General features: G+C 55.0%; 12 protein-coding genes. 3 read left to right on the top strand and 9 right to left on the bottom strand.

Features of this window, described 5'->3' with window-relative positions; all coding sequences use genetic code 11:
• The 6 genes from HOJ95_14100 to HOJ95_14075 all read right to left on the bottom strand — a co-directional run.
• The coding region (locus tag HOJ95_14100) for an SDR family NAD(P)-dependent oxidoreductase (GenBank protein MBT6395831.1) at window positions 1-534 on the bottom strand (534 nt) is incomplete at its 3' end.
• A gap of 162 nt (window positions 535-696) precedes the next feature.
• On the bottom strand, window positions 697-930 hold the full coding sequence (locus tag HOJ95_14095) for a DUF2905 domain-containing protein (GenBank protein MBT6395830.1): 234 nt from the start codon (window positions 928-930) through the stop codon (window positions 697-699).
• Between the two features lie 10 nt (window positions 931-940).
• A complete protein-coding gene (gene ruvB, locus HOJ95_14090) occupies window positions 941-2,059 on the bottom strand; it encodes a Holliday junction branch migration DNA helicase RuvB (protein ID MBT6395829.1) in 1,119 nt (372 codons plus the stop codon).
• Window positions 2,060-2,695, bottom strand: coding sequence for a hypothetical protein (locus tag HOJ95_14085; GenBank protein MBT6395828.1), 636 nt, complete (start codon window positions 2,693-2,695; stop codon window positions 2,060-2,062).
• Window positions 2,692-3,225, bottom strand: coding sequence for a crossover junction endodeoxyribonuclease RuvC (locus tag HOJ95_14080; GenBank protein MBT6395827.1), 534 nt, complete (start codon window positions 3,223-3,225; stop codon window positions 2,692-2,694). The genes HOJ95_14085 and HOJ95_14080 overlap by 4 nt, the downstream gene beginning before the upstream one ends.
• Before the next feature lie 39 nt (window positions 3,226-3,264).
• Complete coding sequence (locus HOJ95_14075; protein ID MBT6395826.1) at window positions 3,265-4,014, bottom strand: YebC/PmpR family DNA-binding transcriptional regulator; 750 nt, start codon at window positions 4,012-4,014, stop codon at window positions 3,265-3,267.
• Between the two features lie 291 nt (window positions 4,015-4,305).
• Between HOJ95_14075 and HOJ95_14070 the strand changes: the two genes are divergently transcribed.
• Both HOJ95_14070 and HOJ95_14065 read left to right on the top strand, forming a co-directional pair.
• The gene (locus HOJ95_14070; protein ID MBT6395825.1) at window positions 4,306-5,268 is read left to right on the top strand and encodes a KpsF/GutQ family sugar-phosphate isomerase; all 963 of its coding nucleotides are present in this window, start codon (window positions 4,306-4,308) and stop codon (window positions 5,266-5,268) included.
• Window positions 5,269-5,429: 161 nt separating this feature from the next.
• Window positions 5,430-6,077: a flagellar brake protein gene (locus HOJ95_14065; protein ID MBT6395824.1), complete on the top strand. Its 648-nt coding sequence runs from the start codon at window positions 5,430-5,432 to the stop codon at window positions 6,075-6,077.
• Between the two features lie 38 nt (window positions 6,078-6,115).
• On the opposite strand, the gene HOJ95_14060 is transcribed toward HOJ95_14065, so the two are convergent.
• Window positions 6,116-6,859 (bottom strand): TSUP family transporter, encoded by a 744-nt coding sequence (locus HOJ95_14060; GenBank protein ID MBT6395823.1) that lies wholly within the window; start codon window positions 6,857-6,859, stop codon window positions 6,116-6,118.
• 33 nt (window positions 6,860-6,892) lie between these two features.
• Complete coding sequence (locus HOJ95_14055; GenBank protein MBT6395822.1) at window positions 6,893-7,876, bottom strand: amidohydrolase; 984 nt, start codon at window positions 7,874-7,876, stop codon at window positions 6,893-6,895.
• 403 nt (window positions 7,877-8,279) lie between these two features.
• Here HOJ95_14055 and HOJ95_14050 point away from each other — a divergent pair, with 403 nt between their 5' ends.
• The gene (locus HOJ95_14050) at window positions 8,280-8,480 is read left to right on the top strand and encodes a hypothetical protein (protein MBT6395821.1); all 201 of its coding nucleotides are present in this window, start codon (window positions 8,280-8,282) and stop codon (window positions 8,478-8,480) included.
• Between the two features lie 134 nt (window positions 8,481-8,614).
• Here the strand turns inward: HOJ95_14050 and HOJ95_14045 are convergent, their stop codons facing one another.
• Window positions 8,615-10,477 carry a hypothetical protein gene (locus tag HOJ95_14045; protein MBT6395820.1) on the bottom strand — a complete coding sequence of 621 codons (1,863 nt, stop codon included), beginning with the start codon at window positions 10,475-10,477 and terminating at the stop codon, window positions 8,615-8,617.
• Between the last annotated feature and the right edge of the window lie 118 nt (window positions 10,478-10,595).

The following is a 10,595-nucleotide window of genomic DNA, read 5'->3' as shown; positions in this document are numbered from 1 at the left end:
GAACGAGCGTGTCAGTGAGATCACCCCTCCCTTGCTTGAGGAATAGGGTCCGTAGGTCTGGCCGCGGGGGTTCCTGAAGACTGAAAGCGCCATGAGCGAGGCCATATTGACGACCTTGCCGCCCCCCGCTTTTTTCATCTCCTCGCCCGCGCGACGGGTGATGAAGAACAGGCTTTTCAGGTTGAGATCGAGAACGCGATCCCAGTCTGCCTCGGTGACCTCCTCGAGTTTTCTGCGCACGTTGGTGCCCGCGTTGTTGACGAGGATGGTCAGCCCGCCGAGGGCGGCGGCGGCCTCCGAGACCATCCGGTCCACCGAGGCGACATCGGTGACGTCAGCCTCGATGAGGGTGCATTTTCGCCCGAGGGCCTCTATTTCGCGCTGCCCCTCTTCCACCTGGGAAAAATCAATGTCGGCAAGCGCAACATCTGCGCCCGCCTGGGCGAGGCCCGTGGCGAGCGTCAGACCGATGCCCCGGCCCCCGCCGGTGATGAGGGCTTTTTGGCCTGAAAGATCGAAAAGTGGGTGGGACATGGTTTTCTCCCTTGAAGCATTCGATGAGTAATATTTGAGGCCCGATTTTCCTCCCCCGCGCACGCGGGGTCAACGTCGTGAAGTTTAATGCGGGCAATTCTGCCCAGGCGCAGAGCGGCAGGGCCGCTTCGGGATTATTTCGGGGGGGGGTGAGTCTCTTCGTTATTTCCTCGATATGAGGTTGAGGATGACCGTCAAAATGATGCTAATGATGACCGATGTGGCTAGGGGAAAATGAAAGCGCCAGTTTTTCCCGCGCAGGTGAATATCCCCCGGAAGGCGCCCGAGCCAAGGAATTTTGGGGAAGATGATGAGAGCCACGCCGACGGCGGCGATGATGAGCCCAAGGGTTAAAAGGGTTTTGCCAAAGCCTGAGAAGGGGTCGCCGGGTGTCATGGCGTGGTGTTTACTCGTTTTCTCCGACCGGGGGCGCCCCAGCAGGGGGTTCTTCGGTCGGGGACTGCCCGGCGGCGGACCACAGCTCTCCCTGTTGGCCCTGGGGAATTTCCAGACCAAGGAGAGTGAAGGCGGCCGAGGTCGCCCGGCGGCCGCCCCGGGTGCGCTGAACAAATCCCGTGCGCAGCAAGAACGGCTCGACCACATCCACGAGGGTGTCGCTCTCCTCATTCATGGTGGCGGCGATGGCCTCGACCCCCACCGGGCCACCGGTGTACTGCTCGATGATGGTGCGCAGGTATTGGCGGTCGAGCGCATCGAGGCCCATTTCGTCCACGGCCTCCATCGCAAGCGCCTCGCGGGTGGTGCCGAGTGAAATGGCCCCGTCCCGCCGGGCCTGGCTGAAGTCCCGCACCCAGAGAAGGAGGCGGTTCGCCGTGCGGGGGGTGCCCCGGCTTCGGCGGGCCAGCTCGCCAGCTGCCTCTTCCTCGATGGACAGCCCCAGCCGCTCGGCGCTCCGCATGATGATGACTTTGAGTTCGTCATCGGAATAAAAGTCCACGTGGTATACGCGCTCGAAGCGATCTCGCAGCGGGGCGGACAGCGCGCCGGGCCGGGTGGTGGCCCCGACGATGGAAAAACGCTTGAGGTTAATCTTGATGGAGCGTGCCATCGGGCCTTGCTGGGAGATGAAATCGACCTCGAAATCTTCCATGGCGGGGTAGAGATATTCCTCTACGGGGCGCGGCATGCGATGTATCTCGTCGATGAAGAGCACATCGCCCGTTTGGAGGTCGGTGAGGATGCCCACAAGGTCAAAGGGCCGCGAGAGCGAGGGGCCCGAGGTCTTGACGAGACGAGAGCCTGTTTCCTGCGCGATGATGTGAGAAAGAGTGGTCTTGCCCAGCCCGGGGGGGCCGTGAAAAAGAATGTGGCCAACCGATTCGCTCCGCGCGGCGGCGGCTTCAAGGGTGATGCGTAGCTTGGCGACGAGCGCCTGCTGGCCGATGTACTCCTCAAGCCGAGAAGGCCGGAGCGAGGAGAAAACCTGCTCCTCGGCCGAGCTGGTTTCCCTTGCCGATATGCGTCTTTCGATAACCACAACCGCTCCTTTGGCGCCCGAGGGCATCTAGCGCCTGAGGCGAAATACTTCTTCGAGAATATCGTTGATCTCAGCATCCGTGCCCAGCGAAGTTGTTGCGCGGGAGATTAATTCTTCAGCCTCGGCGGTGCGAAGACCAAGCTGGCCAATGAGAATGGCCATGGCTTCGGAGTTTTTAACTGCTTCAACCGGCACGGGCGCATCATCCGCCACACCGGCGGGCAGACCTAACTTAGCCAGTTCGTCGGCGAGCTTGGATATGATCTGCTCGGCTTTTTTCTTGCCGATGCCCTGGAGCTTAGTCAGCGTGCCCATGTCGCGGGCGAGAATCGCCGCTGCGATGCGCTCGGGCGGCAGGCCCATGGCGCGAATTCCGCTTCTGGGGCTCAGGCCGGGCACCTTGATGAAGCGGAGGAAAAAATCACGCTCTGCCACCGTGAGAAATCCCACGAGACGCGGGATGAGCGATTGTCCTGCCGCGACGTTGCCCTCGAGATAGTGATGGGTGTGAAGCTCGACGGGCTCGCGCGCACCCATGAGCGCCTGAAGCTCGGGCATGGCATAGGCGCCCACATGGGCTTCGTAGCACAGGCCCACGCCGGTGCGTACGACAACGCTCTCATCTAGGATTTCCACAAGCTCGCCCGAAATACGCCTGATCATTGTTTCACCCCCTGCGCTGTGCTGGTGCGGCGAAGGGTGCGGTCGATGTAGCAGTAGGCTGCCGCCACGGCATCGGCAAAATCGTTTGGCTCGGGAAGCTCATCGAGGCCAAGTCGTTGCTGCACCATTCGCTGCACCTGTGCCTTAGAGGCCCGGCCTACGCCGACGAGGGATTTTTTTATCTCAGTGGCGCCGTAGCTGTGCACAGAGATGCCCACCTGTGCGGCGGCCAGGAAAATCACCCCGCGGGCATGCCCCATGATGATAGAGGTGCGCGGGTGGTTGTAGTGGGCGTAAAGGTCTTCGACGGACATGACGGCGGGAGATAGGTCCGAGATGACCCGGGAGAGATCGTGGTGCAATTCTCCCAGGCGCTCTTCAAGAGGCGCGCGCTCGTTGCTTCTGAGCACACCACCGTCAACCAGTATCGGCTCCGAGAAGGGGTCCTCCACGGCGAGCACGGCATAACCCGTCACTCCGAGCCCCGGATCAACCCCTAGAATGCGGTAGGTGCCTTCTGTTTCAGGCAATGCGGCCTCGCCTGGGCGGAGGGAGGGGGTGTAAATAATTTAGGCGGAAATTTTTTCCATTTCCTCTTCCGAGATATCGAAATTAGCCCAAACATTTTGCACATCGTCGTTGTCTTCGAGCGCCTCTATCAGGCGCAACATCTGCTCGGCGGGTTTTCCCTCAAGTTGTACCGTAGTCTTGGGCAGCATGGCGAGTTCGGCCGATTCCACGGCGATCTCGTTTTTCTCAAGTGCGGCGCGGACATCTTCATAAGACTCGGGCTCCGAGCGCACTTCGTAGTTGCCATCGGCGGGCTCCATATCCTCGGCCCCTGCTTCAAGAACAACTTCCATGAGGTTGTCCTCGTCCAAACCCTCGCCGAGAATCAGGAAGATGCCTTTTTTCTCGAAATTCCATGCCACCGCATTTGGTTCGGAGAGGTTGCCGCCGCGTTTAGATAGGATGTGTCGCACTTCGGAGCCCGTTCGGTTCCGGTTTTCTGTGAGCACGGGGATAAGTATTGCCACGCCGCCGGGGCCGTAGCCCTCGTATGTGAACTCCTCGTAAATGACACCTTCCATATCGCCCGTCCCCTTAGTGATGGCACGGTTGACGTTGTCCTGCGGCATGTTGGCACCCTTGGCATTCTGGATCGCCATCCGTAGGCGGGGGTTGCCGTCTGGATCGCCGCCGCCCATTTTCGCCGCGACGGTGATTTCACGAATGAGCTTGGTGAAAATCTTGCCCCGCTTGGCGTCCAGGACGCCTTTTTTCCGTTTTATGGTGCTCCACTTTGAATGGCCGGACATGGTGTTTGTTCTCCATGGGGATTAGAGGCCGATTGATGATTCGAACAAATAAGAAAAAAGAACAGTTTGCTAATGCTAGCGTAATTATAGCTTTTTTCTAGCATGTCGCGTAAGGAGAAGTAAAGGAATCGAGAGGGGGGGGTACTTAAGGTGCCATAGATTCAATGGGTTATTAGCATTTGCGCTTCATGTTTATGGACATGGACACGAGGGGGTGGGCGATGCTATTTTTTCAGTTCAATTTTCCCCCTGAAGTCATTGGTTTATTTTAAGAAAGGGAAATCGCCACCCGTGGACCATATCGAGCGGGGAATCCGAACGCTGCAAATTGAATGCGATGCCTTGGCACGCTTGCCCGAGCGCTTGGGAGCGGATTTCGTGCGGGCGGTTGAAAGTATTTTGGATTGCAAAGGAAGAGTTGTTGTAACCGGTATCGGGAAGAGCGGTCTGGTGGGTCAGAAAATAGCGGCGACTCTTTCGAGCATCGGGGCGCCCTCGTTTTTCCTCCATCCTTCCGACGGCGTTCACGGGGACTTGGGTATGGTGACGGGGGCGGATGTCATCCTCGCTCTCTCCTACAGCGGGGAGACCGAAGAGCTTCTTCGCGTCATGCCCGTTTTCGCGCGACTCAATACCCCGGTTATTGCTATTACCGGAGGCAAGGACTCGACGCTTGCCAAGGAGGCCATGGCCTTTCTCGATGTCTCGGTGGCGCAAGAGGCTTGCCCGATGAACCTGACGCCGACTGCGAGCAGTACGGCGACAATGGCGATGGGCGATGCGCTGGCGATGGCGGTACTCGAGGCGAGCGGATTCCGTGAGGAGGATTTTGCGGGATTTCATCCCGGTGGATCGCTGGGAAAGAGCCTCCTAAGGGTCGAAGATCTCATGGTGACGGGAGATGATGTTCCCACCGTGGGTATTGAGGCTCCTTTGAATAATGTGACTAGTGAGATCAGCGCAAAAAACCTCGGCATGACCTGTGTGGTGGATGCCTCAGGAAGTCTTGCCGGAATAATTACGGACGGCGATCTTCGTCGGGGATTGGGGCGGACGAACGGAAATCTTTCGGCAAATGCTGGCGAGCTCATGACGCCCATGCCGGGTACGATTTCGGTTAATTTAATGGCGGCTGCAGCCCTCCAGATAATGGAATCAAAATCCATAACTGCTCTAGTTGTAATGGAGGAAGATGACGCAAAAATACAAGGAATCATTCATCTTCACCATCTCCTTCGTGCGGGTGTGGTTTGAATGCCCCTAAATATCGACAAATTATGGGTTTAAAGTATTGTTAAATTAATGCCGATACCATTTGTCAGGACTAAGGCATCAATTTAGACTGATTTTAGGTTACAGTAGGTAGGTGTTTGCACGAACGACCTTTTGTTATTTGTATTGCTGGAGATTTGACTGTGTTACCTGTGGGCTCCCTCATTTTGCTTGTTGATCCGATAAACAAGTTGCGAATGCAGTCGCGGCTCATCGGATGGGATGAGGGTGGTTGCTTGATGCTTGAGCAGCCCACCCGAGGGGGCTCGGCTGTTCAGCTGACAAAAGATCTTTCGCTTGTTGGCCGTGGAATGTACGAAGGTCGTGTTTGGGGATTCAAGTCCAATGTCCTTCTGCAAACTGTTCAGCCTTTTAGAATATTGTTTCTGGCTTATCCCGAACAGATCGAGCAGATGTCGCTTCGCAAGACCGAGCGAATTCAGGTGAGTCTCGATGTTTTTCTTTCGGCGAGAAAACATGATTTCAAAGACCTGAGTAATAAAAAAGATGCCTCAAAGGGCAACATAAAAAATATCAGCAACACGGGTTGCAGTATTTCTTGTCCGTTTCGGTTTGAAGTGGATATGCCCATATTCGTTTCGTGTGAACTGCCCAACGGCAAGGTCCTAGAGAATGCGATGGGTTTTGTCCGCAACGTGACGCGCGATCAAAACGAGAATGTTTACGGCGTGCAACTTGATGAGAGAAGTGGTTCTTTGGAAGGTATGCGCGAGTTCGTTTTGCTGGCCTCTAAAATTGTTTCAAAGGGCGATTCGGAAAATAATTCCTAGTTTCAATTTCTTTCATCCACTCATTTTTATGTCTGTAATTATCGCCAGCCGCCGGGGGCGAAAATAAGCAGCGACAGGGCCGAGGCGACTACAAGAACCAGCCCCGCCACATATCCGAACTCTGGCCTCACGGCTCCCCTAAGACGCCTTCCAATTAAAAATCCGGCCAGGGCGGGAACTACCGCTAATAATGACCGCGCGGCCGTGAGCGGGAGAAAATTTCCTGTCCCGCTCAGCATAGCCACTTGAACGGCCGCAAAAGCCAGCGCCGAAATATACATCATTCTTGCCAGGCGCGAGCGATTTATCTGAAGGCTGTCGAGGTAAATTACACTGAGTGGCCCTCCCGCGTAGGCCAGCCCGCTTAGCCAGCCAGCGATTAATCCGGCCAGATAGGCGAAAAAAGTTTCGTCGCGCTGATCGAATTCGATGCGAAAATTGGAGAAGCTGTAGGCTGCGGTGATGAGAACGAATATACCCAGTCCCCATTTGAGGATGATGGGAGGCGTCGTTACAAGCATGAAAACCCCGGCAGCAACCCCTACTCCACCGGCGCCGATGAAGGGCATCAGACGTTTGAAGAGCTCGGGTGGTATTTTTTGGCTCGTGACTTTTGCCGATGCGATGGCGAGATTGGGAAGCGAGATGAGAATTACCGAATCGCGCACACCGAGCAGGGCCCCTAACGCCGGGGCGGCGAGCAGGCCGAAATCAAACCCGACAGATCCCTCAAGGAGGGCCGCAGCGAATATGATGAGCGTTTGTTCCCAGGATGGCCACATTTAGCGCATACTCACATATTGGCGGGCAGTGCCTTAGAGTTTGAAGAGCTTTTGCGCATTGAGGTGCGTGATGTTCGCATACTCTTCCTCGCTGAGACCGGCGGACTCAAGCGTTTGCACAATCTGCGTGTCCGTCATGTCGTAGGGCAGGTCTGTTCCTAGCATGATGCGTTCGCTTCCCATCAGGTCTACCAAAAATCTTACAATGGGCGGATGGAATACCAGGGAGTCGAAATAAAAGTGCTCGCGCATATATTCTATGGGCGAGCGTTTGATGTCCTGGCACTCGGGGCGAACTTCCCAGCCGTGCATAAAGCGACCAATCAGGTAGGGTGCTGTGCCCCCGCCGTGGAGAAAGATGAACTCGAGATCTGGGAAGCGGTCGAAAACCCCAGAGAAAATCAGCCGGGCGATCGAGTTGGCGCTCTCGGTGGTGAACCCGATAAAGTTAAATAGATGATAGTCACGCATTTCGTTCATCGCCGCTGGGTTGGCCGGGTGGACGATGATGGGGACTTTGAGGGCGGCTGCAGCCTCGTAGATGGGGTAGAAGCTTTCATCGTCCATGTATCGGCCGTTGACGTTCGTGCCCATGAAGCCGCCTTTGAGGCCCAGCTTGGTTACTGCGCGTTCGAGTTCTTTGACGGATCTCTCGGCATCCTGCGCGGGCAGGGTGGCCATGCCGGAGAATTTCTCGGGCATGGCTTTGATGATCTGTGCATATCCATCGTTAGCGGTCTGGGAAAGCTCCTCGGCGAGTTGTGGGTCTGCCCAATAGACACCGGGACGCGAGGAAAAAGAGAGGATATTCATGTCGAGCCCCATTTCTTTCATCGTCCCAAGGCGCACGTCGGTATTTGTGAAAGGGGTGAGGGGGGGTTGGCGAACGCCTTTCAGGGTGCAGTGCTTCTCACCTTCATCGTCGGTGTGAACCGTAACTCCGTACTTGGGTCCCTCTTTCTCCATAAGATCAACGTAATCATCGGGAAAAATATGGCAATGAACATCTATGTGCATGTGAGCCCCCTGGTGGTTTTTTTTGTCTAGGCGATAGTTAGCACCGCATAGCCGGAAGTGTCAATTCATGGTGTGCGCGGTTGGGCGCGGTTGGGCGCGGTTGGGCGCGGTTGGGCGCGGTTGGGCGCGGTTGGGCGCGGTTGGGGCTTTTGCTATTTCGCCTGCCAATAAACTGCGATAATAGTATTGTCATTTCCAGATGTGGCTTACCTCTAGGAAAGGGTGGCGGCAATAGGAGAGGCCAAAATGAGTGCCTGTGCTCACCAGTGGATGTATTTTCCGCTGGTTTTATTTCCGATCATTCGTAATAATATGAAAAGCAGATGCTGTTTTGTCTCCTATGGGCCCCGATTGGTCTGATTCGAAGTATTTCCCGGTTTCGAATGTACTGGGAGGTTTTGTGGTGGAGCAGTATAATTTTGAAGTCATAGGTAAAAAAAAGCCTAGCCTGCAGATGCGGATTTTGTTTCAAGTTCTTCGCTATCTGCTGGTCGGGGTATTTTTATACGTTACCTACTTAGGGTTCTCTCTCCGGCAATTTCCTGTGCCGACAAAAGCCCCTGCTCCGTCTGTTTCCGAGCAGCCAGCCCCCACAAAAAAATAATGTTTTGCCCACGTTTTCGAAATTTTGCCGTATCAGCGAGTCAAGCGCGCTTATGGGGCGAATCGGTTTTGGAATAGTCTAGATTCAATACAAATTTCAAAAAGAAATGTTAGTTAAAAATAGAATTAGCCAGGCTAGTTTTCCTTGTCCAGCAGATTTTCGAGATCGTCCAGGCTGAACGATTCGGTGTCGTTGCCCTCGGTTTCAGGGTTGAGTTTGAACTCTTGCTCAAGAGGCACTTCTGGGCCATTGGCGGGCGAAATATCGCCGATGCTGAAAGAGGTTTCAGGTGCGGATCCGGCGGATGAGCTTGAGAGCGATTCCTCATCGAGAGATGTGCTGGCGGGGGGCTTGATTTTCTTCTCTTTGCCTACCTTGAATTTCGACATAGAGAGCGCATCTTCTTTTTGCGCCATGATGGATTTTTTGTCAGAGGGGTCGAAGTCAAAAGTATTGAGGTCCTGAAGGTTGTCGGATTCTTCCATAAACGACTGGGTGTCGATATCGGGGTCGGGTAGTTCGATGACAGGTTTTTCCGGCTCCTCGGGGTCGTCGAGTTCGAGGACTTCATCCTCGAGCATTAATTCGACCGCCTCGCTCTCCTCGGGCGGGGTAGGGATACTCGGCTTAGGCGTGGGTGGCTGAACTGAGGGCGGTACCGGAGACCCAAGAGCGGGCACGGGTGGTGCTGGCGGCTCGGGGGCCAGAGCCGGTTCTTTTGTCGCTCTTTGGCCAAGCTGTACGAGCATGGCTGCGGCTAGTGCCTCTTCTCCCGTCTCGCGTGAAAAGGTTTTGTATTGGCCCAGGAAGTCGGCGATCTCGAAATAGGGCCCTCCCGCGAGAAAAAACATGTCGGTTGAATTCCCCAAAAGCCCTACCAGCGCGTTTAAAAACCCAGGATGCAAAAAGTCTTTTGTCGAATTTTCAAAGTCGAATTTGTCGGGTGGTGTTTCCTGGCCAGTGATTCTTAGGCCTGACACCTCAACAAGAGAAGATAAGCTTTGCTTCAACATTTCTTTCACAAGAGTGGCAAGGAAGTGTTTACGGGTTTCGAGCTCCGTATATCTTTCTGTGTTTCGACTGGTTGCCGTTCCCATCATTGAGCTTTCGTCGTGAAGGCTTTTCATCTGCTGTATCGATTTTCGAAGATAATTCAGAAAAACATCCGTTGCGGCCACTGACGTATTGTTCGAAGTCAGGAGGAAGGCGGCGCAGTTCTGCCCCCAGGGGTCCTGACATCGTATAGCGCCGCCGCCTCTGATGAAGTGCATCAGCTGGTCCAGCGCGGCGGGAAGCTCTTTGCTGAGAAGCGGCACGGTCGGTTTCTTCAACACGGGATTCGGTGCGGATGGTTTTGATCCGCCATTGCTGTGCCCGCCGTTGGTGTGCTCGCCATTAGAGTGGGGTTTGGTGAAAACGGGTTGAGGAACATCTAAATCTAAATCGCCCTCAGTTGCCTTTAGGAACTCAGGTTTGGGGTTGTCCTTGGCAGCTTGTTTTTGGAAATCGAGTGGCGCTCTTCCTGGAATACGCTTGCCGCCCAAAAGAAAAATTTGCTCATCCTGAAGCGCCTCATCCACTTTGCCCGGTAGAGTGTCTCCTGCATCAGGCGAGGTAGGAGGCGTTGGCGGATTACTGAGAAGCCGTGGCTTCTCGTCGATATCCATGGCGCTTTCGGTAGGCGGCGCAGGGGCGTCGTTTTTTCTTAGAAGCGATATTTCATCTAGTTCGTTGATCGGCTCAAGGGCCTTGTGCGCTTCAGGTCCCTCCGGCATATCTCCGCCAAGGGGTGATGTTGAAATACGATAGGGGAGATGATCTTGTTGCTCGTCGTCTTGGCGTGGGGGAGAAAAGTGTTTTTGGCGCAACTCCCGCTCGGCATCCTTGAGAATTTGAATGCTCTTTTCGATGTCTGCCCGGGCCACCTCTCGCTCTTCAATTTGCTCATTAAGAAGCGCGAGTAATTCGTCCCAGGATTCCGGGGAAGGCTGGTTCAATGCCGGGTTCCTTTCTGTAACGGAAAATGCCTCGGGCCCTCCTGAGGCCAGCCAATCTTCCAAACACCTTAAGATGCATACCGGTCATATGTAAAATACTGCACTGGATAGAATTTAC

It is taken from the genome of Nitrospinaceae bacterium, assembly GCA_018669005.1.
Lineage (GTDB): Bacteria > UBA8248 > UBA8248 > UBA8248 > UBA8248 > UBA8248.
The sequence above is the reverse complement of the archived record's forward strand: the minus strand, read 5'-3'. Positions and strand labels throughout refer to the sequence as shown.

Coding starts and splice junctions, on each gene's coding strand:
- HOJ95_14085 (MBT6395828.1), bottom strand. CDS start 2,695: ATGATCAGGCGTATTTCGGGCGAGCTTGTGGAAATCCTAGATGAGAGC.
- HOJ95_14075 (MBT6395826.1), bottom strand. CDS start 4,014: ATGTCCGGCCATTCAAAGTGGAGCACCATAAAACGGAAAAAAGGCGTC.
- HOJ95_14060 (MBT6395823.1), bottom strand. CDS start 6,859: ATGTGGCCATCCTGGGAACAAACGCTCATCATATTCGCTGCGGCCCTC.
- ruvB (MBT6395829.1), bottom strand. CDS start 2,059: ATGCCCTCGGGCGCCAAAGGAGCGGTTGTGGTTATCGAAAGACGCATA.
- HOJ95_14055 (MBT6395822.1), bottom strand. CDS start 7,876: ATGCACATAGATGTTCATTGCCATATTTTTCCCGATGATTACGTTGAT.
- HOJ95_14095 (MBT6395830.1), bottom strand. CDS start 930: ATGACACCCGGCGACCCCTTCTCAGGCTTTGGCAAAACCCTTTTAACC.